Origin of the sequence: Actinoallomurus sp. NPDC052274 (genome assembly GCF_040679475.1) — a bacterium.
Classification (GTDB): Bacteria; Actinomycetota; Actinomycetes; order Streptosporangiales; family Streptosporangiaceae; genus Actinoallomurus; species Actinoallomurus liliacearum.
This window is the reverse complement of record NZ_JBFAUT010000011.1, coordinates 1-26,718: the sequence shown is the minus strand read 5'-3', so window position 1 is coordinate 26,718 and position 26,718 is coordinate 1. Positions and strand designations below refer to the sequence as shown.

Below are 26,718 nucleotides of genomic sequence, written 5' to 3'. Positions count from 1 at the left end.
ATCCCCATGAGCGGAATCGTCATCTTCGGCGCCGGTGGGCGGGCGGGTCGGCGCGCGGTCGCCGAGGCCGTCGCGCGCGGGCACCGGGTCACCGCCGTCGTCCGCGACCCCGCCGCGCACGCGGACCTCGCCGGTGAGCGGGTGACCCTGGTCGCCGGCGACGTCACCGACGCCGGCCGCGTCGCCGCGGTCGCCGCCGGGCACGACGCGGCGATCAACGCGGCCGTTCGGCTGGACGTGTCATCGGAGGACTTCTTCGCGAGCGCGGCACACGCCCTCCTGGACGGTCTGGCGCGGACGGAGGTACGCCGGCTCCTGCTGGTCGGCATCGGCACCGTCCTGGAGACCGCGCCCGGCGTCCCGGTGCACGACGCGCCCGGCTTCCCGGCGGAGGGGCGGGCGTTCTCGCTGGGGCACGCCGTCCAGGTGGAGGTGTTCCGCGGCGCGGACACCGAGATCGACTGGCTCGTGCTCGCTCCGCCGCCGGTCGTCCTCGGCGACGAGGCCCCTCGGACGGGCCGGTACCGGATCGGCGGCCGGCAGGTCCTGCCGTCCGGTGAGGGCGAGGGCTTCTCCTACGCCGACCTCGCGGTCGCGCTCGTCGACGAGATCGAGGATCCGAAGCACCACCGGACCCTCGCCGCGGTCGCCGCCTGATCGCGGGGCGGTGGCCCCGGTGCCGGAGGACGGCGGCTGCGTAAGATGTGACCGCGCCGATCACGCGGACGCGTGCGGCGCCTGAAACCGTCACTGTATGGGCCGGGACGGATCCTCCTCGGGCCGTGGCCCGGCCACCGGCAGGGGACGCCTCCCGGATGCCTCCGGGGAGGGCCATGGAACCGCTCGTCCGTCTCACCGCCGAGGGCGGCGTCGCGACCGTCACCCTGGACTCGCCGCGGAACCGCAACGCGCTGTCGAGCCGGCTCGTCGCCGAGCTGCGCGAGACGCTCACCGCGGTGACCGCGGACGACTCCGTGCGCGTCGTCGTCCTGACGGGCACCGGCCCGGTGTTCTGCGCGGGCGCGGACCTGAAGGAACAGCGGGCGGGCGGGGCGCCGCCGGACGTCCCGGGTCTGCTGACGCTGATCTGGGAGAGCCCCAAGCCCGTCGTCGCGCGGCTCAACGGACCCGCGCGGGCCGGCGGGCTCGGCCTCGTCACCGCCTGCGACATCGCGGTGGGGCCGGACAGCGCGACGTTCGCGTTCAGCGAGGTGCGGCTCGGCGTGGTGCCGGCGATGATCGCGGTGACCTGCCTGCGCCGCATGGAGCCGCGCGCCGCCGCCGAGTACTTCCTGACCGGCGAGGTCTTCGACGCCCGGCGCGCGCAGGAGATCGGGCTGCTGAACCGCGCCGTGCCCCCGGAGGAGCTGGACGCGACCGTCGCCCACTACACCGGGATGCTGCTGCGGGGCGCGCCGGAGGCCCTCGCCGTCGCCAAACGGCTGCCGCGCATGGTCCCGGGCGCGTCGGTGGCGGAGGACTTCGCGCGGATGGCCGAGCTGTCCGCCGAGCGGTTCGCGTCGGAGGAGGCGCAGGAGGGGATCGCGGCCTTCCTGGAGAAGCGCGATCCGCGGTGGATTCCGTGACCGTGGCCGACGTACGCGCCGAGCCGGCGAGCCGGCGACTGCTCACCGCGGAGATCTGGGTCGTCTTCGCGGTCTCCCTGGGCGCCAGCGGGGTCCAGGCGCTGCTGCAGCTCATCGCCTCGCTCACCGCGCCGAAGGCGCTGTCGCACCAGAAGGCGCTGATCGTCGGCTCGTACGCGCCCGGACGGCCCTGGATCGACCTGCTGTTCCAGCTGTTCGCCATCGCGAACGCGCTGGCGCCGGTGGCGCTCGTGGTCTACCTGCTGGCCCGCTCGGGCGAGTCCCTGGCGACGATCGGCGTGGACCGGCGGGAGCCGCTGCGGGACACCCTGCGCGGCGCGGTGCTGGCCGCCGTCATCGGCGGGGCCGGGCTGGGGTTCTATCTCGCCGCGTACTACTCCGGGGCCAACCTCGCCGTCGTGCCGGCCCGGCTGCCGGACGTCTGGTGGCGCATCCCGGTGCTGCTGCTGTCCGCCGCGCAGAACGGCGTCCTCGAAGAGGTCATCGTCGCGGGCTACCTGCTGCGCAGGCTCTCCCAGCTGGAGTGGTCGCCGGGGCGCGCGCTGGCGCTCAGCGCGGTGCTGCGCGGGTCGTACCACCTCTACCAGGGGTTCGGCGGGTTCGCCGGAAACGTGATCATGGGCTTGATCTTCGGCCGGCTGTACCAGCGGTGGGGCCGGGCGGCGCCGCTGATCGTGGCGCACACGCTGATCGACGCGGTGACGTTCGTGGGGTACACCCTCCTGCACGGGCACGTGGCCTGGCTGCCCTGAGCGCCAGCCCTTTCTTCCTCTTTCATCGATTTTCACGGCCCCTCGCGAGGGCCGCCCGGCGGCGGGGCGGGAAAGCGACCTGCTCGCGAGCGGGGACGAACCCGTGGCGATCATCGCCGTGAAACTCCCCGTTTACACGCTCGATACATTCCCCTTGACAACCCTTTCGCGCGCCTTGGATTGTGGGAGCGCTCCCACACCCCCGCCACTCGAGCCACAGCGCCCGAAGGGAGTCATTTCCGTGAACGGAAGGGAACTCTCCGCACCCTCCTGCACCATGGAGACGCCGACGCTCGCGCACGTCGAGACCCCCACTCTCGCGCACGTCGCCGCTCTCGCCGGAGTCTCACCCGCCACCGCGTCACGCGTGATCAACGGGACCGCGCGGGTCAGCCCGCGCGCCCGTTCCCGCGTCGAAGAGGCCGTGCAACGTCTCGGCTACGTGCGACACCGCGCCGCCCCCGCGGACCGTCGCAGCGGATCGATCGCCGCGGTGGTCTGCGAGGACGACGCACGCGTCTTCACCGATCATTTCTTCGCCCGCCTGTTCTCCGGCGTCCGGCGCGAGCTGGGCGACGACCGTGAGCTCGTCGTCCTGATCGTCGGTCGCGCCGGCCGTTGGGGCACGGTCGCCGAGTACCTGCGCGGTGGCCGTGCCGACGGCGTGCTGCTGATCAGCGCGCACGGCGCCCCCGCGATGGCACTCCGGCAGACGGGCGTGCCCGTCCTGCTGGCCGGGCGGCCGTTGTGGACGACCCCGCTGCCGTACGTCGACGCCGACAACCGCGGCGGCGCCCGTACCGCCGTGGACTACCTGCTCAAGTGCGGACGCCAGACGATCGGGACGATCGCCGGGCCGCCCGACCGGGCGGTGGGCGTCGACCGGCTGGCCGGCTACCGCGCCGCCGTCGGCGACGCCGGCCTGCCGACCGCCGGGTTGATCACTTACGGCGACCTGCACCAGGCGTCGGGCGAGCACGCGATGAACCGCCTGCTGGACCGCAGGCCCGACATCGACGCCGTGCTGTGCGCCTCCGACCAGATGGCCGTCGGAGCGCTGCGCGCGCTGCGCCGCACCGGGCGTCGGGTCCCCGACGACGTCGCCGTCGTCGGCTTCGACGACTCACCGATCGCCGGCCGGGTCCGCCCCCGGCTGACGACCGTACGCCGGCCCATCGAGGACATGGGCGTCCGAATGGCCCGCGAGCTGCTCGGCCGCATCGCCGGGGAGGCGTCCTCCGGCCAGGGCGTCGTGCTGAACACGAAGCTCATCATCCGCGACTCCGCGTGATTCTCCGGCCGCGCAGGCCGACCCCCTCAGCAGCCGGCCCCGGTGGGCCGGTGGTGCTCCCCGTCAGGAGGAATCCGCCAATGAAGAGACGGCAAAGGTGGCGACCGTTCCTGGTCGTCCTGTCGCTCCTGGCCGGCATGTTCGCCGCCGGCACCGGCGCGCACGCCGCCGATGTGCAGTGCAAGGTCGACTACTCGGTCAACGACTGGGGCTCGGGCTTCACCGCCAACATCACGCTGACCAACCTCGGACCGGTGATCAACGGCTGGACCCTGAAGTACTCCTACACCGGCAACCAGAAGCTCACCCAGGGCTGGAGCGGCAACTGGACGCAGTCCGGCCAGGACATCACCGTCACCAACCTGAGCTACAACGGCACGATCGCCACGAACGGCACGACCAGCTTCGGCGCCAACTTCAGCTACAGCGGCACGAACGCCAAGCCGACGTCCTTCTCCGTCAACGGGACGGTCTGCAACGGGGCGTACCAGGCGCCGACCGTGGCACTGACCAGCCCGGCCGCCGGCGCGACGTACAGCTCGGGCGCGACGATCCCGCTCGCCGCGACCGCGAGCGCCAATGACGGCGCGACGATCAGCAAGGTCGAGTTCTACAACGACACGACGCTGCTCGGCACCGACACCTCCTCGCCGTACTCCTTCAGCTGGACGAACGTGCCGGCGGGGGACTACTCGCTGTACGCCAAGGTGTACGACAGCCAGGGCGCCACCGCCGAGTCCACGCCGGTCGGCGTGCACGTCGCCAGCGGCCCCGCCGTCGTCGCGAGCCCGACCGCGCTGACCGTCCAGCAGGGCAAGACCGGGACGTTCGGCGTGAAGCTGTCGAGCCAGCCGTCCGGCAACGTGACCGTCACGGTCGCGCGGGACAGCGGGAACACCGGTCTCACGGTCTCCGCGGGCGGCACGCTGACCTTCACGTCATCCAACTGGGCGACCGCGCAGAACGTCACGATCAGCGCGGACTCCTCCGGTACGGGCGCGGCGACCTTCACCGCCAAGGCGACGGGATACGACACCGCGAGCGTCACCGTCACCGAGATGAAGTCGAACGGCACGTACGAGGATCGGTTCCTCACCCTCTACAACAAGATCACCGACCCGGCCAACGGCTACTTCAGCAAGGAGGGCATCCCGTACCACTCGGTGGAGACGCTGATGGTCGAGGCGCCCGACCAGGGCCACGAGACCACCTCCGAGGCGTACAGCTACCTGATCTGGCTGCAGGCGGTGTACGGGAAGGTCACCGGCGACTGGAGCAAGTTCAACAACGCCTGGGCGATCATGGAGAAGTACATGATCCCGTCCCACGCGGACCAGCCGACCAACAGCTTCTACAACGCGAGCAAGCCGGCGACGTACGCGGCCGAGCACGACCTGCCCGACCAGTACCCCTCGCAGATCGACTCGAGCGTCACCTCCGGTCAGGATCCGATCGCGGCCGAGCTGAAGTCCGCGTACGGCACCGACGACGTCTACGGCATGCACTGGCTGCAGGACGTCGACAACGTCTACGGCTACGGAGACACCCCCGGCGGCGGCTGCGAGGCGGGCCCGAGCACCAACGCGCCGTCGTTCATCAACACCTACCAGCGCGGCCCGCAGGAGTCGGTCTGGGAGACGATCCCGCAGCCGACCTGCGACAAGTTCACCTACGGCGGCAAGAACGGCTACCTGGACCTGTTCATCAAGGACTCCAGCTACGCCAAGCAGTGGAAGTACACCGACGCCCCGGACGCCGACGCGCGCGCCATCCAGGCCGCGTACTGGGCCGACACCTGGGCCAAGCAGCAGGGCAAGGGCTCGGACGTGTCCGCCACGGTCGCCAAGGCGGGCAAGATGGGCGACTACCTGCGGTACTCCTTCTTCGACAAGTACTTCAAGAAGATCGGTAACTGCACCAGCCCGAGCTGCCCGGCCGGCACCGGCAAGGACAGCGAGCACTACCTGCTGTCCTGGTACTACGCCTGGGGCGGCGCGACCGACTCCAGTGCCGGCTGGGCGTGGCGGATCGGCGACAGCGCCGCGCACTCCGGCTACCAGAACCCGATGGCGGCGTACGCCCTGACCAACGACTCGGCCATGGCGCCGAAGTCCGCGACCGGCGTCGACGACTGGAAGAAGAGCCTGCAGCGGCAGCTGGAGTTCTACCGCTGGCTGCAGTCCTCCGAAGGCGCCATCGCCGGTGGCGCGACCAACAGCTGGGGCGGCGCGTACGGCACGCCGCCGTCCGGCGACTCCACCTTCTACGGCATGGCCTACGACTGGGAGCCGGTGTACCACGACCCGCCGAGCAACCAGTGGTTCGGCTTCCAGGCGTGGTCGATGGAGCGGGTCGCCGAGTACTACTACGTCACCGGTGACACCGCGGCCAAGACCGTGCTGGACAAGTGGGTGGCCTGGGCCACGGCCAACACCCAGCTGAATCCCGACGGGACCTACCAGATCCCCTCGACCCTGCACTGGAGCGGTCAGCCCGACACCTGGAACCCCTCCAGCCCCGGCTCCAACGCCAACCTGCACGTCACGATCGCCGACTACACCAATGACGTCGGCGTGGCCGGGGCATACGCCAAGACCCTGGCCTACTACGCGGCCAAGTCCGGCAGCACCACGGCCAAGTCGACCGCGCAGACGCTGCTCGACGACATGTGGGCGGGCGACCAGGACGGGATCGGCGTCTCGGTGCCGGAGACCCGCACGGACTACAACCGGTTCACGCAGGCGTACAGCACCTCCAACACCAACCACGACGGCGTGTACGTGCCCTCCGGCTGGACCGGCACGATGCCGAACGGCGACAAGATCGACAGCAACGCGACGTTCCTGTCGATCCGCTCCTGGTACAAGCAGGACCCCTCCTGGTCGAAGGTCCAGTCGTACCTGAACGGCGGAGCGGCGCCGGTCTTCAACTACCACCGGTTCTGGGCGCAGGCGGACATCGCGACGGCGATGGCGACCTACGGCCAACTCTTCAACCAGTGATCGATCGCTCCGGGGGCGCCGGCCCGCGCCCCCGGAGCACCCCACCCACGCCCCCTCCGCCCCGCCCGATGGAGCCGTCCGATCCCGGAACCGCTCCCGAACCGTCCGAGGAGGACACACCCTTGATGAAAGTCAACCCCCGCCGCGGCGCCATGCTGCGGATGGACCGGGCAGGAGTGGCGATCGCCGCGCTGCTGCTCGGCCTCGTCTCCGTGCTGTTCGGCATGGGCCGGGCCCACGCGGCCGTCGGCTGCAAGGTGACCTGGTCGGTGAACCAGTGGAACAACGGCTTCACCGCGAACATCGGGATCACCAACCTCGGCGACGCGCTCAGCTCCTGGACCCTGGAGTGGGACTTCGCCGGGAACCAGCAGGTCACCCAGGGCTGGAGCGGGACGTTCTCCCAGTCCGGCAAGCACGTCACGGTGAAGAGCCTGTCCTACAACGGCAGCCTCGCCACCAACGCGTCGACGTCGCTGGGCTTCAACGCCTCCTACTCCGGGACGAATGACGCCCCGACGTCCTTCACCCTCAACGGCACGACCTGCACCGGGTCCGCCGGCGGCGGTACCCCGACGCCGACCCCCACTCCGACACCCACCCCCACTCCGCCCGGAAACGGCGGATCACACGCCGACAACCCGTTCACCGGCGGCAAGGGCTACGTCAACTCCGAGTGGTCCACCGAGGCCAAGAACGACGGCGGAAGCGCGATCGCCAACCAGCCGACCGCCGTGTGGCTGGACCGCATCGCGGCGATCAACGGCGTCAACGGCGGGATGGGCCTGAAGGCCCACCTCGACGCCGCCGTGGCGCAGGGCGCGAGCTACGCGCAGTTCGTCATCTACGACCTGCCCGGCCGTGACTGCGCGGCGCTCGCCTCCAACGGCGAACTCGGCCCGACGGACATCGGCCGCTACGAGACCGAGTACATCGACCCGATCGCCTCGATCATGAGCGACTCGAAGTACGCGAACCTCAAGATCGTCACCTACATCGAGCCCGACTCGCTGCCGAACCTGGTCACCAACGTCAGCGGCAACACCGCGACCACCCAGTGCCAGACGATGCAGCAGAACGGCAACTATGTGAAGGGCGTCCAGTACGCGCTGAACAAGCTGCACGCGATCAGCAACGTCTACACCTACCTCGACGCCGCGCACCACGGCTGGCTCGGCTGGGACAGCAACTTCGGGCCCGCCGCGCAGCTGTTCGCCACGGTCGCCAAGGGCACCACCGCGGGCGTCAACAGCGTCGACGGCTTCGTCATCAACACCGCCAACTACTCCCCGACCACCGAGCCGTACCTGCCGGTCAACTCCCAGACCCGCGCCTCGACCTGGGTGGACTGGAACTACTACGTGGACGAGTCGAGCTTCGGCGCGGCCTTCCGCCAGCAGCTGATCTCTTACGGCTTCCCGTCGAGCATCGGCATGGTGATCGACACCTCCCGCAACGGCTGGGGCGGCTCGGCTCGGCCGACCGGCCCGAGCACGGCGAGTGACATCAACACCCAGGTCAACGCCGAGCGCGTCGACCGCCGGCCGCACGTCGGCGACTGGTGCAACCAGGCCGGCTCCGGCTTGGGCGCCCGGCCGACCGCCGCCCCGGCCGCCGGCTTCGACGCCTACGCGTGGGTCAAGCCGCCGGGCGAGTCCGACGGCTCGAGCACCAGCATCCCGAACGACGAGGGCAAGGGCTTCGACCAGATGTGCGACCCGAACTACGGCGGGAACGTGCGCAACGGCAACAGCCCGAGCGGCGCCATGGCGAACGCCCCGCTGTCCGGTCACTGGTTCTCCGCGATGTTCCACCAGCTCCTGCAGAACGCCTACCCGCCGGTGCAGTAGGACACCGGTCACCATGACGCGGGCCTGACCCGCGCCACCGACGCCGGGCGGAGGCGATGCCTCATGTCGCCTCCGCCCGGCCCACCAGGAAGGCCCGCGGCCACGCGGGGAAGCCCCGGAGAGTGACCTTCCCGGGGCGATCGATGGACTGGGCACCGGGGTCGGACTCAACGGTGGGAGCGCCGTGACCCCGGTGCCCTTTCGTCATGTTCGAAAGTCTCTGGTCGAACGGCAACCTTTCCCGGCCCTGCGGCGACTGGACGGGTAGAACGCCGGGGCCGCCACCGAACGGTGTGGGAGCGCCGGGCGGCCCCGGCGTCCGCCTCAGTGCCGCGCCCCGGACTCCGTGATCCAGCCGGGCAGGGGCTCGCGGGCCGCCAGCCAGGCCGGGGGAATGCCGGCGACGCCGGTGTGGGCCGCGACGATGCCGCCGGTGATCGCCGCCGTCGTGTCGATGTCCCCGCCGACGGCCACGCAGGCGCGCACCGCCCGTTCGTAGTCGGAGAGGTGGCGAGCGGCGACCCACAGGCAGAACGGCACGGTGTCCGCGGCGAGCACCCGGGAACCGTTGCCGAGTTCGTACGCCGCCTCCTCCCGGCTCCGGTCGAGCAGGCTCGCCGCCCGGCGGACGCCGTCGTGCACGGCACCGCGCGGCGTGTGCGTGAGGACCGCGTCGAGGAGCCCGTCCGCGTCTCCGCGCGTGACGTACGACGCGGCGACGGCGACCGCCACCGCGCCGGCGACGCCTTCGGGATGCGCGTGCGTGACGACGGCCGAGGCGGCCGCCTCCAGCGCGACGCGTTCGAGGTCACCGGGGTAGTGGGCGCCGAGCGGCGCGACGCGCATGGCGGCGCCGTTGCCCATCGACCCGCGACCGCCGAACTGCGCGGGGGAGGCGGTGCGCCAGGACTCGCCGTCGCGGAGCGCCCGCAGGAGGACGACGGTGCCCGGTCCGTACCCGCGATAGGGGTCGTACCGGCCGGCGAACGCGGTGGCGAGGGCATCGCGGTCCACCTCACCGTGCCGGTGCAGGACGTCGAGGAGGTTGCAGGCCATCTCGGTGTCGTCCGTCCACGGCCAGGGAGCGGGCGGCACGGCGGTCTCGTCGAGGAGCAACGGGCGGTTCTCGACGGCGAAGAACTGGGCGCCGAACGCGTCGCCGACGGACAGCCCCGCGAGGGAGGCGAGAGCGGTCATCGCCCGTCACGGTAGCGGACGCCGGAGCGAACTTACTACGTAAAGGCGGCCGGCCGGGTCCGTCCGATCCGGTCGCGTCGGGTGTCGCCGGGAGGTAGGGCTCCGTCTTCCGGCATCCCCTCTTGACGTGGACGGTTTCCGGCGTGTTTCATACTCCTCACTCCCGTAAACGTTTACGGAAGCCGCTTCGGTGGTCTGTAAACGTTTACGGCAACGATAACGACAACTACGGGTGCCGCGTGCACTCGCGGGCGAGGCCGGAGGGAAGCCGTGGCTCAGGGACCGACGATCACAACGATCGCCGCGCGTGCGGGGGTCTCGATCGCTTCGGTGTCGCGCGTGCTGAACGGGCTGCCGACCCGCGAGGACACCATACGGAAGGTGATGACCGCGGCCGACGAGCTCGGCTACGTGCCGAACGCCGCAGCCCGCTCGCTCAAGTCCAACCGTACGTACCAGGTCGCGTTCGCGATGGCCGACATCGGCAACCCGACGTACGTCGCGATGGTCCGGGAGATCCAGCCCGTGCTGAAGGCGGCCGGGTACCGCCTGGTCCTGCACTCGACCGACGGCGACGTCGACGACGAGCTCGACGTGCTCCGGCGGCTGGGGGAGCGCTACGCCGACGGGCTCATCATCAGCCCGCTGCGCGGCTTCGCGCAGCAGCACCTCGACCTGCTGGCCGGCGCGCCGGCGCCCGTCGTCGTGATCGGTTCGGTGCCCCGGGACACCCCGGTCGACAACGTGCGGACCGACTCGCGGACCGGCGTGCGGCTGGCCCTGGAGCATCTGTACGGCCTCGGGCGGCGGAGCATCGGGTTCCTCAACGGTCCGCTCGACACGGTCCCGGGCGCGGCGCGCGCCGCCGCGTACACCGACGCGCTGGCCTCGCTCGGCCTGCCGTACGAACCGGACCTGGTGGAGGTCGGTGACTTCTACCGGGCCGCGGGCGCCCGGGCGGCGCACCGCCTCCTCGAGCGCTCCCGGCCGGACGCCCTCCTGTGCGCCAACGACCTGATCGCGCTCGGCGCGCTCGACGCCCTCCGGGAGGAGCGCCTGCGGGTGCCGGAGGACGTCGCGCTGGTCGGCATGGACGACACCGAGCTGGCGACCGCGGCCTGGCCGACGCTCACCAGTGTCAGTCTCGGCTCGGCCGAGCGCGGCCGGCGGGCCGCCGAACTGCTCCTCGACCGGCTGGAAGACGGCGCCGCCGCGCCCCGGATCGTCACGGTCGAGCCCACGCTCGTCGTACGCGCCTCGACGGAGGGAGCTCCGTGAGCCCAGTGACCGCAACCCGGCCCGCCGCCCGCCCCTCTCGGGCCGGACGCCCGGCGTCAGGCCCGAGGCCGCGCCCCAGAGGCGACCGGGGGACGCTGCTCCTGCTGCTGCCGGCCCTCGTGCCGGTCCTGCTGTTCAGCCTCGGGCCGCTGCTGTACGGCATCTACCTGTCGTTCACGGACGCGCGCGGCGGCCGGAACGCCGTCATCTCCTTCGTCGGGCTGAAGAACTTCGGCGACGTCCTCGCGGACACCGACTTCTGGTCGTCGTTCAAGATCGGTCTGATCTGGGCGGTCAGCGTCACCGTGCTGCAGTTCCTGGCCGCGCTCGGCCTGGCGCTGCTGCTGAACCAGAACCTCCGGTTCCGCACGTTCGCGCGGGTGCTGGCGATGGCGCCGTGGGCGATGCCGCCCATCGTGATCGGGCTGATCTGGCGGCTGGTGTACCACCCCAACGCCGGCATCCTCAACGCGATCCTGCAGGACCTGCACATCCTCGACCACAACGTCGACTGGCTCAACGACTTCAGCACCGCGCTGCCGGCGATCATCGTCGTCGGCGTCTGGACCGGGATGCCGCAGACCACCGTGGTGCTGCTCGCCGGGCTGCAGGGCGTGCCGAAGGAACTGCACGAGGCCGCCGCCGTCGACGGCGCGAGCGTGTGGCGCCGCTTCTGGAACGTGACACTTCCGCAGCTGAGGACGGTGATCGTCACGATCACCGCGCTGGACTTCGTGTGGAACATCAACCAGTTCGCCATGGTCTACGCGCTGACGCAGGGCGGCCCCGGCGGCCGTACGCGCCTGCCGATGCTGTTCGCGTACGAGGAGGCGTTCCGCTACGGGTTCTTCGGGTACGCGGCGGCGCTCGGCGTCGCGATCACCCTCGTCGTGCTCGTCGTCCTTGGCTTCTACCTCTGGCGCCAGATGAAGGAGAGCGCCCGGTGAAAAGCACCCTGAAGTACGCCGGGCTGCTCGGCTACATCGTCTTCCTGGCCTTCCCGCTGCTGTGGCTGCTGTCGACGGCGTTCAAGACGCCGCGCGAGATGGCGACCCTGCACCCGCGCTGGATCCCGCAGCACCCGACGCTGCGCAACTTCAGCGACGCGTTCGCCGCGCAGGACCTCACCGGCAGCGCGGTCCGCAGCCTGATCGTCGCCGTCTCCGTCGCGGTGCTGACCGTGGTCATCGCGCTCCCGGCGGCGTACGCGCTGGCGCGACGGCGTTCGGTGTTCAACCGGATCGCGATCGGCTGGGTGCTCGTCAGCCAGGTCTTCCCGGTCGTACTGATCATCATCCCGCTCTTCATCATCCTGCGCCGGCTCGACCTGGTGAACACGCTGCCCGGACTGGTCCTCGTGCACGTCACCTTCGTCCTGCCGTTCGCGCTGTGGATGCTGCAGGGCTACGTCCGCGGTGTTCCCCGCGAGCTGGAGGAGGCCGCCTCCGTCGACGGCGCGGGGCGGGTGCGGACGCTGGTCAGCGTCGTCGCGCCGCTGCTCGCTCCCGGGGTCGTCGCCGCCCTGCTGTTCTCCTTCATCTCCTCGTGGAACGAGTTCTTCTTCGCCCTGGTGATCCTCAAGGACCCGGACAAGGCGACCCTGCCGCTGACGCTGGTGAAGTTCACCGGCGCGGAGCAGGCCGCCCGGCTCGGCCCGCTGGCCGCCGCGTCCCTGCTGGCCACCATCCCCAGCCTCATTTTCTTCGCCATCATCCAACGCCGGCTCCGCTCGGGCCTTACCGCCGGTGCCGTCAAGGGTTAGTAGGAGGTACCCATGCGTCGCGGTCTTCGCTCCGCGCTCGCGGTCGCCGCTGCCACCGTCATCGGCCTGACCGCCGGCTGTTCCGGGGGCGGCAACGACTCCGGAAAGCCGGTCACCCTGAAGTTCCTGAGCCTGGCCTGGCAGAAGGACTCGCTGGCAGCCAACAAGCGGCTCGTCGCCGAGTGGAACAAGGCCAATCCGAAGATCCAGGTCCAGTACGTCCAGGGCAGCTGGGACAACGTCAACGACCAGCTGGTGACCTCCTTCGAGGGCGGTGACCCGCCGGACGTCATCCACGACGACTCGTCCGCTCTCGCCGGGTTCGCCGGGCAGGGCTACCTCGCGGACCTGACCAAGCTGATCCCGACCGAGCTGAAGAACGACATCCCGGACGCCGCCTGGGGCACCGCGACGTTCGACGGCCAGGGCGGGCAGGGGATCTACGGGGTGCCGTTCCTGCAGGAGTCGCAGGTCATCCTGGCCAACAAGAAGATGCTCGACGCCGCCAAGGTGCGCATCCCCACGGCCGACAACCCGTGGACCTGGGACGAGTTCCAGCAGATCAGCAAGAAGCTCACCGTCGGCAAGCGGTACGGCATCGCGTGGCCGCTCAAGTCGCCGGTGAACAAGGTGCTCAACCTCTCGCTGAACTTCGGCGGCACGTTCTTCCAGACCTCCGGCGGCAAGACGACGGTCAAGGTCGGCCCGCAGGAGAAGGAGGTCCTGCAGCGGATCCACGACCAGCTCTACAAGGACAAGACCGCCGACCCGTCGACGCTCGGCATGGGCACGACCGACCCGCTGCCCGGGTTCTACGCGGGCAAGTACGCGATGGTGCCCGCCGGGATCTACCTGCGCCAGCAGGTCGTCGAGCAGGCGCCGAACGGCTTCCAGTGGGTGACGATCCCGCCGCTGAAGGGCCAGACGACCCAGCAGGGCGCGATCTCGCAGACGCTCTCGGTCGCCGCCGACAGCAAGCACGCCAAGGAGTCGATGAAGTTCATCTCCTGGTTCCTGAACGGGCGGCACCAGGTGGACCTGGCCAAGGGTGACTGGCTGATCCCGACGAGCAAGACGGCCGCGCAGGACCCGTCGCTGACCACCGACAAGAACGGCTGGAACGTCGCGACCGCCTCGGCCAAGAGCCTGATCCTCGCGCCGTACCTCAAGGTCAACGGCTTCGACGAGTTCAAGAGCAAGGTGGCGACGCCGGCCCTGCAGTCCTACTTCGCCAACAAGATCACGATCGACCAGTTGGCGCAGAAGCTGACCGAGGACGGCAACAAGGTCCTGGAGCGCTACAACAAGTGAGCGAGTTCCGCGACCGCGCCCGGGGGTGTCTGCTCGGCCTGGCGGCCGGCGACGCCCTCGGGCGGCCCGCCGAGAACCTCACGCCCGAGGAGATCATCAGCCGGTGGGGCCGCCTCACCGAGCTGGAGCCCGGGCCGGACGGCGGCCCGGCGGGCACCGACGACACCGAATACGCGATCTTCGCGGCGTCGCTGCTGACGGAGCATGGCTCGGCGCTCACCGCCGAGGACGTCGTCGCGGCCTACCGTGAGCAGGTCCTGACGATCACCGGGCCGATGAAGGGCGCGGGCTTCTCCGAGCTGGGAACGGTCCAGGCGCTGCGGCGGGGACTGACCCCGCCGCTGACCGGGCGCTGGCACGACCACGGCTGGTCCGACGGCCTGGCGATGCGCGCCGCCCCGTACGGGGTGTTCGCGGCGGGCGATCCGGACGAGGCGGCGCGGCTCGCGGCGGTCGACGGCGCGGTCAGCCACAGCGGCGAGGGGATCCTCGGCGGGCGGGCCGTCGCGGCGGCGGTCGCCGTCGCCATGGCCGGCGCGTCGCCCGCCGACGTCGTGGCCGCAGGACTGGGCGCGGTCCCGGACGACTCCTGGACCGCCCGCAGCGTGCGCGCGGCCGTACGGATCGCCTCCGTGCGGGACCGGGACGGGCTGGCGGCGGACCTGCACGAGGCCGTGGTCGTGCGGCACTACCCGTGGACCGACCTGGCCCCGGAGGCGGTCGCGCTGGCGTTCGCCGCGTACCTCGCCGCCGGCGGCGACGTCGAGGAGTCCGCGGTCACCGCGGTGAGCCTGGGCCGCGACGCCGACACCACCGCGGCCATCGCCGGGGCGCTCGCGGGGGCGGGCCGCGGCGAGGGCGGCGTCCCGGAGCGCTGGGCGCGGGCCATCGGCCCGGTCCGCGGCGCCTGCCTGCCCGCCGTGGCGGGCCGGGACGTCCGCGAGGTCGCCGAGGCGCTGGCACGGGCGCGTACGGCGTCGGACGGCTGAACGAGCGGAGGAGACAGATGTCATCGGGGGATGTACCGGACCGGGTCCGTGGCGCGTTCGCCGGGCTGGCGATCGGTGACGCGGCCGGCTGGCCGGCCGCCCGGCACCGCTGGGGGCTGCTGGCGCCCTGGACCCGCCGGCTCGGCCGCGAGCTCGACGGCTTCGCCGAGGACCACCGGGTCACGACGCTGCCGGTGCCGTTCGCGTTGAACCAGCCGGTCGCCGTCCTCGGGATCGGCCCGTCCGACGACGCCGAGTGGCTGGCCTGGACCGCGCGCACACTCGGCACCGACCGCCGCGCGGCGTTCGAGGCCCTGCGCGACGACGTACGGGCCCGGATCTCGGTGCGCACCGCACTGGACAACCTGGCGCGCGGCGTCGGCCCGCCCGCCAGCGGCCACGACAACCCGCACTTCTTCGACGACGCGGCGGCCGTGCGGGCGGTCGCGTTCGGCGCCGCTCATCCGGGAGAACCGGAGACGGCGTCGCGGGCCGCGCGCGCCGACGCGCAGATCACCAACGCCGAGGACGGCGTGCACGCGGCCGGCGCGATGGCCGCCGCGATCGCCGTCGCGGTGGCCGGCGCCCCGGCCGGCGACGTCGTCGCCGCCGCGCTGGCCGAACTGCCCGCGGGCACCGCGATCCACCGGGCGGCGACCGCCGCGCTCGACCTGCCCGGCGACGCGTTCGGCCTCGTCCCGAGCCTGGACGCGGCCCTGCAGGACCACGTGTACAGCTACGGCGTCGCGGCGGCGCGGACGGTGCCGGTGGCGCTCGCCCTCACCCGCGCGTCGGACGGCGACCTCGCGCGGGCCGTCCCGGCCGCCGCCTGTCTCGCGTCGCTGGCCGACTCGGCGCCCGCCCTCACCGGGGCGCTGACCGGCGCGGTCACCGGGTGGGCGGCGCTGCCGGAGACCTGGCGGGAGCGCGCCCGGCACCTCGCCGGGTGCTGCCTGCCGGAACTCGCGGGCGCCGATCTCATCGCCATCGCCGATCGACTCAGCGGCCCCGGACGGGCCGGGACCGCTCACCAGGAGGAAAAGGCATGACTCCGTTGCAGGACAAGGCCGTCGGCGTGCTCGTGGGCGCGGCGGTCGGGGACGCGCTCGGCGGGGCGACGGAGGGGTGGACCCCCGAGCAGATCCGGGAACGCTACGACGGCCCGGTCACCGGCATCGTCCCCCCGTACTTCGCCGACTGGCGCAACGCGCGCCCGATCGCGCCGTACCACAAGGGCGACGGGCACGTCACCGACGACACCCTCATGACGCACGCCCTCGTGCGGGTGTACGAGAGGGTGGGCGGCCACCTGGACGCGTACGCCGCCGCCGAGCACCTCGTGCCGGAGATGATGGGGGAGAAGCGCTGGATCCCCGAGCTGGAGGCGGAGGCACTGCCGCTGCAGCGGGTGTTCCTCGCCGAGAAGTGGCTGGTGCTCCGGCTGCACTACGGCCACATCGACCCGCGTGAGGCGGGCGTGGGCAACATCGTCAACTGCGGCGCCGCGATGTACATGGCGCCGGTCGGCGTCGTCAACGCCGCCGACCCCGACGGCGCGTACGCCGAGGCGATCGACCTCGCCGGGGCCCACCAGTCCAGCTACGGCCGGGAGGCCGCGGGCGTGTTCGCGGCGGCCGTGGCCGAGGCGATGCGGCCGGGCGCCACCACGGACTCGGTCGTCTCGACCGCCGCGCGGCTCGCCAAGGACGGCACGAGGGCGGCGATCGAGGCGGTCTGCGAGCGGGCCCGCGACCACGCGCGCTGGGAGGGGTCCTTCGAGGCCCTGCGCGACGCGATGCGGCCGTTCGACACCGTCGCCGACACCTACCGCGACCAGGGCATGGGCGCCCGGCGGCCCAGCCGCACGCACAGCATCGAGGAGCTGCCGCTCGCGCTGGCGTTCCTGCTGATCGCCGGCGGCGACTACCGCGAGACCGTGCTCGGCGCGGTCAACTACGGCCGTGACGCGGACTCGATCGCCAGCATGGGCGGCGCCATCGCCGGCGCGCTGGGCGGCAGGGCGGCCGTACCGGCCGACTGGCGCGAGGACGTCGCCGTCGCCAGCCGCCTGGACCTGGAGGCGCCCGGTCTGGCGATCGCGGCGGTGGCCGAGCGCGTGCACGCCGCCGACGTGGCGCGGCGGCGTGCGCACGAGCAGGCGTTCGCGGAGCTGCGGTGATGCGGCTGACCTGGGTCCAGCCCGAGGACCTGATCGGGCATGAGCTCCGCCAGGCCGCGCAGGACGGCCGCGACGTCGCGGACATCGCGGCGCGCTGGCACGCGGCGGGCGGGCACGACGCGCCGCCGCGCGCGGGCGCCTCACCGGAGCCGGCGTCGCCGCAGCTACGGACGCTGGCCGAGCAACTGCTCGACGAGCTCGCGGCGGTGCCGTCGCCCTACGACGAGCCGACCGAGCTGGACGAGATCATCGCCGCCTGCCCGGACTGGCCCTCGGGCACACCGCGCGCGGCGTCGCTCGACCGGCTGCACGGCGCGTGGCTCGGCCGGGCCGCCGGGTGCGTGCTCGGCAAGCCCGTGGAGAAGATCCCCCGCGCGGGCATCCGGGAGATCGCCGAGGCGACCGGCAACTGGCCGATCCGCGGCTGGTTCACCGCCGAGGGACTTCCCGCCGAGATCGCCGAGCGGTGGCCGTGGAACCGGCGCAGCGCGGCCAACAGCCTCGCCGAGAACCTCGACGGGACCCCCGAGGACGACGACCTCAACTTCCCGATGCTCGCCCTGGCGATCCTGGAGCGGTACGGGCGGGACTTCACGACCGACGACGTCGCGCAGGCGTGGCTGGACGAGCTGCCGGGCGGCCGGGTGTTCACCGCCGAGCGGGTCGCCTACCGCAATCTGCTGCTCGGCGTCGAGCCGCCGCGCACGGCGACGTACCGCAACCCGTTCCGGGAGTGGATCGGCGCGCAGATCCGCGCCGACGTGTACGGCTGGGTCAACCCCGGCGACCCGGCGGCCGCCGCGTCGATGGCGCACCGGGACGCCCGGCTCAGCCACACGGCCAACGGCGTGTACGGCGCGATGTTCGCCGCGGCGATGTGCGCGGCCGCCCTGGTCGCCGACACGGTCGACGAGGTCGTCGAGGCGGGACTGGCGGTCGTGCCGCCGGAGTCCCGCCTGGTGCGCGCCGTACGGCAGGCCGTCGCGTCGGCCCGCGCGGAGACCGACTTCGAACGGGTCGCCGACGGCCTGTACGAACGCCACGGCGACCTGCACTGGGTGCACACGATCAACAACGCCGCGCTGGTCGCCGCCGCCCTCGTCCACGGCGCGGGCGACTTCACCCGGTCGATCGCGGCCGCGGTGGCGGGCGGCTGGGACACCGACTCCGACGGCGCGACGGTCGGCTCGGTCGCCGGCGCCCTTCTCGGCGCCGGGCGGCTGCCCGACCAGTGGACCCGGCCGCTGCGCGACCGCGTCGCCAGCAGCCTGACCGGATTCGACGGCGCACGCCTCAGCGACCTGGCCGCCCGCACCGCCGCCCTCGCGGAGCGGCGATGACGGCCCTCGCGGAACGGCCAGACCGCCCTTCCGGAGCGGTGAGAGGTCTTCGCCGACCGGCGATGACGGCTCTCCTGGGGCAGCGATGACAGAACGGAGGGATGGGCGATGACCGAGCGGAGCGAGGGCATCAATCGGCACAGCACCTTGGTCATGGGGCCGACGAAGGAGGCACCATGACCCGCCCGCTGGACGGCGTCCGCGTCCTGGACCTGGCGACCCTGTTCGCCGGGCCGATGGCCGCGATGTTCCTCGGCGACTTCGGCGCCGAGGTCGTCAAGGTCGAGCACCCCCGCCGGCCCGACCCCGCGCGCGGGCACGGCGCGGCCAAGGACGGCATCGGCCTGTGGTGGAAGATGCTCGGCCGGAACAAGCAGACGATCACCTTGAACCTCTCCGAGCCCGAGGGTCAGGACGTCCTGCTCCGCCTGGCCCGCGACGCCGACGTCATCATCGAGAACTTCCGCCCCGGCACGCTCGAACGCTGGAACCTGTCCTACGAGCGGCTGAAAGAGGCCAATCCCGGCCTCGTACTGGCCCGGGTCACCGGCTTCGGCCAGTTCGGCCCGTACGCGCGGCGCCCCGGCTTCGGGACGCTCGCCGAGGCGATGAGCGGGTTCGCGGCGATGACCGGCGAGCCGGACGGGCCGCCGACGCTGCCGCCGTTCGGGCTGGCCGACGGCATCGCCGCGCTCGCCACGGCGTACGCGGTGATGACCGCGCTGCGGGCCCGCGACCTCACCGGCGACGGGCAGGTCGTCGACCTGTCGATCCTCGAGCCGATCCTGACCGTGCTCGGCGGCCAGCCGACGGGCTACGACCAGCTCGGGCTGGTCCCGCCGCGCACCGGGAACCGGTCGGTCAACAACGCGCCGCGCAACACCTACCGGTGCGCGGACGGCTCCTGGGTCGCCGTCTCCACCTCCGCGCAGAACATCGCCGAGCGGGTGATGCGCCTCGTCGGACGGCCCGAGTACGTCGACGAGCCATGGTTCGCCACGGGCGCCGGCCGGGCCGCGCACGCCGACGAGCTGGACCATGCGGTGGCGGCGTGGGTGGGGGAGCGGACCCGGGACCAGGTGCTCGCCGAGTTCGAGAAGGCCGAGGCGGCGGTCGCGCCGATCTACGACGTGCGCGACATCATGGCCGACCCGCAGCTCGCCGCGCTGGACGCGATCACGACCGTCGACGACCCGGACTTCGGCCCGCTGCGCATGCAGAACGTCCTGTTCAGGCTGTCGGCCACGCCCGGCGAGCTGCGCTGGACCGGGCGCGCGCACGGCGCCGACACCGACCGCGTCCTCGGCGCGGCCGGCCTGACCGCCGACGAGATCGACGCGCTCCGCGCCCGCGGGGTGATCTGACGGTGCCGACACCGCCGTACGTCGCGCCCTGCGCCCGTGAGGTGATCTGACGGTGCCCACGCTGCTGTACGTCCCCGCCGACCGGCCCGACCGGGTGGCCAAGGCGCTCGCCACCGACGCCGACGTGGTGATCCTCGACCTGGAGGACGCCGTCGCCCCGGCGCACAAGGACCGGGCCCGAGAACACGTCGCGGAGCTGCTGGCGGATCCGCCGCGCCCGGTCCAGGTGCGCGTCAACGACGTGCGGACCGCCTGGGGCCGCGCCGACCTTGCGGCCCTGGCCGGACTGCTGCCGGCGACGAACGGCGTCCGCCTGCCGAAGATCGAGTCCGTGGACCAGGTGCGGCGGATCGCGGAGCTCGTCCCCGGCACCGGCCTGCACCTGCTCCTGGAGTCGGCGCTGGGCGTCGAGCGGGCCCACGACCTGGCGGCCGCCCACCCGGCGGTGGCCTCGATCGGGCTCGGCGAGGCCGACCTCAAGGCCGACCTCGGCGTGGCCGACGAGACGGGCCTGGTCTGGGCGCGGTCCCGGGTCGTCGTCGCGGCGCGGGCCGCCGGCCTGCCCGCTCCGGTGCAGTCGGTCCACCCCGACATCCGCGACCTGGACGGGCTGGCCGCGTCCTGCCGGCTCGGCCGCGCCCTCGGCTTCCGCGGGCGGGCGGCGATCCACCCCGCCCAGCTGCCGGTGATCGCCGAGGTCTACCGCCCGACCGCCGAGGAGATCGCCGCCGCCCGCCGCGTCGTCGCCGCCTACGAGGAGGGCGACGCCACCGGAACCGGGGCCGTCGCCCTCCCCGACGGCGGTTTCGTCGATCTCGCCGTCGTCCGCCAGGCGCGGAACGTCCTGGCCGAGGCCGCCGGCGAGCGGTCCGCCTGACGGGGGTCGCGGGGGAGTTCTCCCTCGTCAGGGTCTGCGGGCGACGCCGCCGAGCGTCGCGACCTCCCTCGGCGGGCCGAACGGGTCCGGTTCGGGACGCCACCGCTGGATCGGCACGATACCCGGCTCGACCGGTTCGAGGCCGGCGAAGAAGCCGGTGACCTGTTCCGGCGTCCGCAGGTGGTAGGGGACCGCGCCGCTGTCCTTGTAGCGCCGGCTCGCCTCCCGGTGCGCCGCTCCGACGTCGATGCTGTCGGCGAGCGCCAGGAAGCTGCCGGAGGGCAGCGCGTCCATCAGCCGCCGGACGATCGACCGGGCCTCCTCGTAGTCGTCGACGTGGCCCAGCACGCCCATGAACATCAGCCCGACGGGGCGGGTCAGGTCCAGCGTGCCGGTCGCCGCTCGGACGATCTTCTCGGGCGCGCGCATGTCGGCGTCGATGAAGTCGGTCCTGCCCTCGGCGGAACTCGTCAGCAGCGCGCGGGCGTGCGCGAGGACCAGCGGATCGTTGTCGACGTAGACGATCCGGCAGTCGGACGCGACGCGCTGCGCCACCTCATGGGTGTTGTCGACCGTCGGCAGGCCGGTGCCCACGTCGAGGAACTGCCGGATGCCCTCCTGTCCGGCCAGGTACCGTACGGCGCGGGCGAGGAAATGACGGGCCGCGCGGGCGGTGTCCACGATGCCGGGGAAGATCTCCCGGTACTGATCTCCGGCGACCCGGTCGACCGGGTAGTTGTCCTTTCCACCCAGCCAGTAGTTCCACACACGGGCCGAGTGCGGGACGCTCGTGTCGATCTCCGGCGACGGCGCCGGTCCGGGGCTGGTGGAACTCTCGTTCACGGGCCTTCCTCGCTGCCGTCCGATGGGCGTGATCCCTATCCTGCCGGTTCCTCCCCGCGCGACGCGATCATCGTCTGCGGGGCCGTGCGCGGGGACCGGACGAGATGCTCGGACGAGATGCCCACCTCGCGGGGAAATATCACTTATGAGGCGATATGTCGCTCGGATGTGGCGAGGTTCGCCGAGGTATTCGCGCGCCCCACCGGAAGCGGGCCTGGGTGCCCGCGACCGCCGACGCCCTTGACGGCCATCGTCGATCGGATCATTATGAACATGCGTTCATGAACGCATGTTCATTTCGTCCGTCGAGGAGTCGTGATGTCACAGATCGTCAACACCGCGCAGGCCGAGGCGTGGAACGGCTACGAGGGGGAGCACTGGGCCGGCCACGCCGACCGGTACGACGCCGTGAACGTCGGGTTCAACCGGTTCGTCCTGGAGGCGGCCGCGATCGGCGAGCGGGACCGGGTGCTGGACATCGGCTGCGGCAACGGGCAGTTGACGCGGCTCGCCGCTCGTACGGCCCGATCCGGCAGCGCCCAGGGGATCGACCTGTCCGCGCCGATGCTCGCCACGGCCCGCGCCCGCGCGGCCGAGGAGGGCGTGGCGAACGTGACCTTCGAGCAGGCGGACGCGCAGGTCCACGCGTTCCCGGTCGGCGACTTCGACGCGGCGATCAGCCGGTTCGGGGTGATGTTCTTCGCCGACCCGGTCGCCGCGTTCGCCAACATCGGCCGCGCGCTCCGGCCGGGCGGGCGGCTCGCCTTCGTGTGTCTGACCGGGTTCGAGGGCACCGACCTGGGGGCCGTCTTCGGGGCGATGGCCGCCCACCTGCCCCGGCCCACCGGGCCCGACGGGCGTGGCCCCACCTCGTTCGCGGACCCCGCGCGCGTACGGGAGGTGCTGACCGGGGCCGGATTCGGCGAGGTCGACTGCACGCTCGTCGAGGCGGACCAGACCTGGGGCCGGGACGTCACCGACGCCGCCGCGTTCATCCGTGACTGGGGGCCCGTCCGATCCCGGCTGCGCCAGGCGAGCCCCGAGGCGGCGACCCGGGCGAGCGACGCCCTCACGACCGTGCTCCGGTCCTTCGCGGGGCCCGACGGCGTGCGGCTGCGCGGCACGGCATGGCTGGTGACCGCCCGGCGTCCCGCCTGAGGACCGCCGTTCCCCGCGCGGCTCACTACGATGCCTGCTGATGGCACCGAGAAGAGCGGCGGCGCTCCGCGACGGCGGCGAGCAGAGCCTGCGCGCACACCTGATCGCCACCGCCGAACGCCTGATCGCCGAGCGCGGCACGGCCGGGCTCACCGTGCGCGGGATCGCCCGCGCGGCCGGGGTCGCCGACGGAGTGCTCTACAACCACTTCGCCGACAAGGAAGAACTGCTGGCCCACGCCCTGCGGGCCCGCGTACGGGCCGTCGAGCGCGCCCTCGGCGAGCTGCCCGAGCCGGGGAGCGGCACCGTCGAGGGCAACCTGCGCGCCTACCTCGTCCACGGTCTGGACCTGCACCGGGCGATCCTGCCGGCGTTCGCCGGGCTGCTCGCCCAGCCCGAGGTCCTCGCCCGGTTCGCCGACCTGGTGCGGCCGGGGGACGACTGGCGGGACCGGCTGATCGGCTACCTGCGGGCCGAGCGGGAGCTGGGGCGGCTCGCCCCGGACGCGCCGGTGGAGCCGGCGGCGCGAATGCTGGTCGGCGTCTGCCACGAGGCGGTCCTGTCCCTGCTGCTGCGGCACGCCGGGACGCCGGACACCGCGCCCGCCTCGCCGGACGAGATCGACGCCGTGGTCGCCGCCGTGCTGCGCGGCATCGGTCGCTGAGCGGGCGGTGGCGGCGGCCCGATAACGTGCGGCCATGAGACTCGGTGTCCTGGACGTCGGATCGAACACCGTTCACCTGCTGGTGGTCGACGCGCACCACGGCGCGGCGCCGTTGCCCGCCTTCTCCCACAAGGACGAGATGCGGCTGGCCGCGCACCTGGAGGGCGACCGGCTGTCCGCGGAGGGCGCGGCGCTGCTGGAGAACTTCGTGGCGGACGCCATGCGCATCGCCGAGGACAAGGGAGTGGAGCGGCTGATCGGATTCGCCACCTCGGCGGTCCGCGAGGCGGCCAACGGAGAGGACGTCCTGGCGAAGGTCCGCGCGGAGAGCGGCGTGGACCTGCAGGTCCTCCCCGGGGAGGAGGAGGCGCGGCTGACCTTCCTGGCGGCCCGGCGGTGGTTCGGCTGGTCCGCAGGCCGGCTGCTGCTCCTGGACATCGGCGGCGGCTCCCTGGAGATCGCCGCGGGCGCCGACGAGGACCCGGACTTCTCGGCCTCCCTGCCGCTGGGAGCGGGGAGGCTGACCCGTGACTGGTTCTCCGCCGATCCGCCGCCGCCCGAGGAGGTGCGCGCGCTGCGCAAGTCCGTCCGGGCGGCGATCGGCCGCGAGGTCTCCGGGGTGACCCGGCGTGGCACGCCGGACCACGCCGTGGCGACGTCCAAGACGTTCAAGCAGCTCGCGCGGATCGCCGGGGCCGCCCCGACCGGGCAGGGCCCCCTGGTCCAGCGGGTGCTCAGCCACGCGGACCTCACCGAATGGGCCGAGCGGCTGGCCGGGATGACCGCGGCCGAGCGCGCCGGGCTGCCGGGGGTGTCACCGGGCCGGGCGCCGCAACTCGTCGCCGGGGCCATCGTCGCGGACGCCGCGATGGACCTGTTCGAGCTGCCCGAGGTCATGATCTGCCCATGGGCGCTGCGGGAGGGCGTCATCCTGCGTCATCTCGACGCGTTGCCCGCGTGGACCTGACCCGCCGCGCGTACCGGCCACGGCCAGGAATGTTGACACGTGCGCGTTCGCGGCCAACTATGAGCAGGATTAATCATGATCAGGCTCGGGCCGGATTCGGGGTGCCAGCCCGACGACTCCTCTCGGGAGGTACCGGGTGCTGTCATGGCGTGACCGACCGGTCGCGATCGCCGTCTCTCTCGCAACCCTGACGCTGGGCGCCTGCGCCGCGGTGCCCGCCGCGGAGGCGGCGCCCGCCGCGGGCCCGCGGGTCATCCACGATGCCCGCGCGGTGACCCTCACGGTGCCCGCCTCGGCCGGAGCGCCGGGATACTCCGTCAAGGTCGCCACCGGCTCACTGACGATCACGACCAGGCGCGACGGGCACACCGTGCTGGCCACCGCGGGCGGCACGACCGGCGGCCTCCGCTTCCGCTCCGGTGGAGCGTGGCAGCGGGCCACCAAGGTCACCCACTGGTCCTGGAAGAACGGCGTCCTGCGTCTCGACGCCGCCACGACCCGGGACGGCGTCACCGCCGAGGCGCTGATCACCCCGAAACCCGACCGGTACGCCCTGTCCTGGAGCGTCAAGGGCGGCGGCGCCGACCAACTGGGCCTCGCCTTCGACCTGAAGTCCGCGGGCCACTGGTACGGCCACGGCGAGACGGCCACCTCGAAGGGCGGCCCGAGCACCGACCAGCCGTGGCCGCTCGACACCGGCAACGTGCACGACAGCGCCTTCGGGCCGGCGTCGTACGAGATGGTCGACCCGTTCTGGTACACCTCCAGCGCCACCGGGCTGCTCGTCGACACCGGCGAGGTGATGGACGTCGCCATCAACGACGCGAACGACGGCCTCGGCCGCTTCACCGTCGCCTCCGGTGGCACCTACAACGCGACCGTCTTCGTGGAGTCCGACCCCTTCCAGGTCTACCGCGACCACACCGGCGTCGTCGGCAAGCCCGCCAAGAGCGACGCCACCTACACGCAGTTCGAGAAGCCGCTCTGGAACTCCTGGGCGCAGTTCTACACCAAGGTCGACCAGACCAAGCTTCTCGACTACGCCCAGAAACTGCACGACAACGGCATCCCCGGGCACACGATCCAGCTCGACGACCGGTGGGAGTCCAACTACGGCAACCTGACCTTCAACACCGCGACCTTCCCCGACGCGCGCGCGATGTCGGACAGGATCCACGCGATGGGCTATGACTTCGGGCTCTGGGTCACCCTGTGGATCAACCTGGACTCCACCAACTACCAGTACGCCGTCGACCACGGTTACCTGCTGAAGGACAAGGCCGATCCCACCAAGCCGTGCACGGTGAGCTGGTGGAACGGCACCGCCGGCATCGTCGACCTGGCCAACCCCGACGCCAAGGCCTGGTACGTCGCGAACATCAAGAAGCTCATGAGCACCTACCGGGTGGACGGGTTCAAGTTCGACACCCGCTTCTTCGATGACACCTGCGCGCCCGACAAGGGCTACCAGCGCGCCGACTACCAGCGGCTCGGCGCGCAACTGGCCGACCAGTTCGACCTGCAGGGCGCCGGCATCCGCGTGCACTGGAGCGGATCGCAGCAGACCGGCTTCGTCATCCGCCAGGTGGACAAGGGGACCGGCTGGAACTCCCTCGCCGCCGCGGTCGCGCAGAACCTCGCGATCTCCACCATCGGTTACCCGTTCGTCGAGACCGACATGATCGGCGGTTCCCTGAGCCAGCCCGCCCCGGCGAAGGATGTCCTCATCCGGTGGGCCCAGTCGGCCTCGCTGATGCCGCTGATGTACTCCTCGACGTCACCGGCCGGAACGAACGACCCGAAGACCGGCAAGCCGGTTCCCTACGACCAGGAGACCATCGACCGGTACCGCGACGCCGTCCAGGCGCACGGCAGGCTCGCGCCCTACATCTGGGACCAGGTGAAGCACAGCGTCGCCACGGGTGACCCGATCATGCGCCCGCTGTTCTTCGACTTCCCGAAGGACGCCAGGGCGTACACGGTGAGCGACGAGTGGATGCTCGGCCCGGCCGTGCTGGCCGCGCCGAAGCTGAGCAGCGGCGACACCCGTGACGTGTTCCTGCCGACGGGGAAGTGGTTCGACGTCAACCGCGGCACGGTCGTCCAGGGCCCGAAGATCCTGCGCGGCTACCGCGCGCCGCTCGACGTCACACCGGCGTTCGTCGACGTGAAGGCCGCGGGTGCCGACAAGGCGATCCGCGCGCTCAGGCGCACCGGCGCCGCGCCGGCGGCCGGCTGACCGGAGCGGTACGAGTGACGGCCGCGGCCGGTGACCTCCGTCACCGGC

22 protein-coding genes are annotated in these 26,718 nt (G+C 72.3%); 20 read left to right on the top strand and 2 right to left on the bottom strand.

Annotated features, from left to right (window positions below; all coding sequences use genetic code 11):
- Positions 1–6 precede the first annotated feature (6 nt).
- From AB0K82_RS12370 to AB0K82_RS12345, 6 genes are all read left to right on the top strand, one after another.
- On the top strand, positions 7–657 hold the full coding sequence (locus AB0K82_RS12370) for an NAD(P)H-binding protein (protein WP_364395784.1): 651 nt from the start codon (positions 7–9) through the stop codon (positions 655–657).
- A 176-nt stretch (positions 658–833) separates the two neighbouring features.
- On the top strand, positions 834–1,586 hold the full coding sequence (locus AB0K82_RS12365; RefSeq protein WP_364395782.1) for an enoyl-CoA hydratase-related protein: 753 nt from the start codon (positions 834–836) through the stop codon (positions 1,584–1,586).
- Positions 1,574–2,359, top strand: a complete 786-nt coding sequence (locus AB0K82_RS12360; protein WP_364395780.1) for a CPBP family intramembrane glutamic endopeptidase — start codon at positions 1,574–1,576, stop codon at positions 2,357–2,359. The genes AB0K82_RS12365 and AB0K82_RS12360 overlap by 13 nt, the downstream gene beginning before the upstream one ends.
- A 241-nt stretch (positions 2,360–2,600) precedes the next feature.
- Positions 2,601–3,650 carry a LacI family DNA-binding transcriptional regulator gene (locus tag AB0K82_RS12355; RefSeq protein ID WP_364395778.1) on the top strand — a complete coding sequence of 350 codons (1,050 nt, stop codon included), beginning with the start codon at positions 2,601–2,603 and terminating at the stop codon, positions 3,648–3,650.
- A gap of 80 nt (positions 3,651–3,730) precedes the next feature.
- The gene (locus tag AB0K82_RS12350) at positions 3,731–6,652 is read left to right on the top strand and encodes a glycoside hydrolase family 48 protein (RefSeq protein ID WP_364395776.1); all 2,922 of its coding nucleotides are present in this window, start codon (positions 3,731–3,733) and stop codon (positions 6,650–6,652) included.
- 125 nt (positions 6,653–6,777) lie between these two features.
- Complete coding sequence (locus AB0K82_RS12345; RefSeq protein WP_364395774.1) at positions 6,778–8,502, top strand: glycoside hydrolase family 6 protein; 1,725 nt, start codon at positions 6,778–6,780, stop codon at positions 8,500–8,502.
- A 324-nt stretch (positions 8,503–8,826) separates the two neighbouring features.
- Here AB0K82_RS12345 and AB0K82_RS12340 read toward each other — a convergent pair whose 3' ends face one another.
- Complete coding sequence (locus AB0K82_RS12340) at positions 8,827–9,699, bottom strand: ADP-ribosylglycohydrolase family protein (RefSeq protein WP_364395772.1); 873 nt, start codon at positions 9,697–9,699, stop codon at positions 8,827–8,829.
- A 270-nt stretch (positions 9,700–9,969) separates the two neighbouring features.
- Between AB0K82_RS12340 and AB0K82_RS12335 the strand changes: the two genes are divergently transcribed.
- The 10 genes from AB0K82_RS12335 (at position 9,970) to AB0K82_RS12290 (ending at position 20,799) form a co-directional block, all read left to right on the top strand.
- Positions 9,970–10,977 (top strand): LacI family DNA-binding transcriptional regulator, encoded by a 1,008-nt coding sequence (locus AB0K82_RS12335; protein ID WP_364395770.1) that lies wholly within the window; start codon positions 9,970–9,972, stop codon positions 10,975–10,977.
- Positions 10,974–11,924: a sugar ABC transporter permease gene (locus AB0K82_RS12330; protein WP_364395768.1), complete on the top strand. Its 951-nt coding sequence runs from the start codon at positions 10,974–10,976 to the stop codon at positions 11,922–11,924. Before AB0K82_RS12335 ends, AB0K82_RS12330 begins: the two co-directional genes overlap by 4 nt.
- Positions 11,921–12,739 (top strand): carbohydrate ABC transporter permease, encoded by an 819-nt coding sequence (locus AB0K82_RS12325; RefSeq protein WP_364395767.1) that lies wholly within the window; start codon positions 11,921–11,923, stop codon positions 12,737–12,739. Before AB0K82_RS12330 ends, AB0K82_RS12325 begins: the two co-directional genes overlap by 4 nt.
- 12 nt (positions 12,740–12,751) lie before the next feature.
- Positions 12,752–14,050 carry a sugar ABC transporter substrate-binding protein gene (locus AB0K82_RS12320; RefSeq protein WP_364395765.1) on the top strand — a complete coding sequence of 433 codons (1,299 nt, stop codon included), beginning with the start codon at positions 12,752–12,754 and terminating at the stop codon, positions 14,048–14,050.
- Positions 14,047–15,039, top strand: a complete 993-nt coding sequence (locus AB0K82_RS12315; protein WP_364395763.1) for an ADP-ribosylglycohydrolase family protein — start codon at positions 14,047–14,049, stop codon at positions 15,037–15,039. Before AB0K82_RS12320 ends, AB0K82_RS12315 begins: the two co-directional genes overlap by 4 nt.
- A gap of 17 nt (positions 15,040–15,056) precedes the next feature.
- Positions 15,057–16,088 carry an ADP-ribosylglycohydrolase family protein gene (locus tag AB0K82_RS12310; RefSeq protein ID WP_364395761.1) on the top strand — a complete coding sequence of 344 codons (1,032 nt, stop codon included), beginning with the start codon at positions 15,057–15,059 and terminating at the stop codon, positions 16,086–16,088.
- Positions 16,085–17,218, top strand: a complete 1,134-nt coding sequence (locus AB0K82_RS12305; protein ID WP_364395759.1) for an ADP-ribosylglycohydrolase family protein — start codon at positions 16,085–16,087, stop codon at positions 17,216–17,218. The genes AB0K82_RS12310 and AB0K82_RS12305 overlap by 4 nt, the downstream gene beginning before the upstream one ends.
- On the top strand, positions 17,218–18,558 hold the full coding sequence (locus AB0K82_RS12300) for an ADP-ribosylglycohydrolase family protein (RefSeq protein ID WP_364395757.1): 1,341 nt from the start codon (positions 17,218–17,220) through the stop codon (positions 18,556–18,558). Before AB0K82_RS12305 ends, AB0K82_RS12300 begins: the two co-directional genes overlap by 1 nt.
- 176 nt (positions 18,559–18,734) lie before the next feature.
- Complete coding sequence (locus tag AB0K82_RS12295; protein WP_364395755.1) at positions 18,735–19,922, top strand: CoA transferase; 1,188 nt, start codon at positions 18,735–18,737, stop codon at positions 19,920–19,922.
- A 52-nt stretch (positions 19,923–19,974) separates the two neighbouring features.
- On the top strand, positions 19,975–20,799 hold the full coding sequence (locus AB0K82_RS12290; protein ID WP_364395753.1) for a CoA ester lyase: 825 nt from the start codon (positions 19,975–19,977) through the stop codon (positions 20,797–20,799).
- Between the two features lie 27 nt (positions 20,800–20,826).
- Here the strand turns inward: AB0K82_RS12290 and AB0K82_RS12285 are convergent, their stop codons facing one another.
- Positions 20,827–21,642 carry an SAM-dependent methyltransferase gene (locus AB0K82_RS12285; RefSeq protein WP_364395751.1) on the bottom strand — a complete coding sequence of 272 codons (816 nt, stop codon included), beginning with the start codon at positions 21,640–21,642 and terminating at the stop codon, positions 20,827–20,829.
- Between the two features lie 318 nt (positions 21,643–21,960).
- Here AB0K82_RS12285 and AB0K82_RS12280 point away from each other — a divergent pair, with 318 nt between their 5' ends.
- From AB0K82_RS12280 to AB0K82_RS12265, 4 genes are all read left to right on the top strand, one after another.
- Positions 21,961–22,800 carry a methyltransferase domain-containing protein gene (locus AB0K82_RS12280; protein WP_364395749.1) on the top strand — a complete coding sequence of 280 codons (840 nt, stop codon included), beginning with the start codon at positions 21,961–21,963 and terminating at the stop codon, positions 22,798–22,800.
- Positions 22,801–22,840: 40 nt separating this feature from the next.
- A complete protein-coding gene (locus AB0K82_RS12275; protein ID WP_364395747.1) occupies positions 22,841–23,464 on the top strand; it encodes a helix-turn-helix domain-containing protein in 624 nt (207 codons plus the stop codon).
- A 34-nt stretch (positions 23,465–23,498) separates the two neighbouring features.
- On the top strand, positions 23,499–24,431 hold the full coding sequence (locus tag AB0K82_RS12270; RefSeq protein ID WP_364395745.1) for a Ppx/GppA phosphatase family protein: 933 nt from the start codon (positions 23,499–23,501) through the stop codon (positions 24,429–24,431).
- Positions 24,432–24,567: 136 nt separating this feature from the next.
- Positions 24,568–26,670, top strand: a complete 2,103-nt coding sequence (locus AB0K82_RS12265; protein ID WP_364395743.1) for a glycoside hydrolase family 31 protein — start codon at positions 24,568–24,570, stop codon at positions 26,668–26,670.
- Positions 26,671–26,718: the final 48 nt, after the last annotated feature.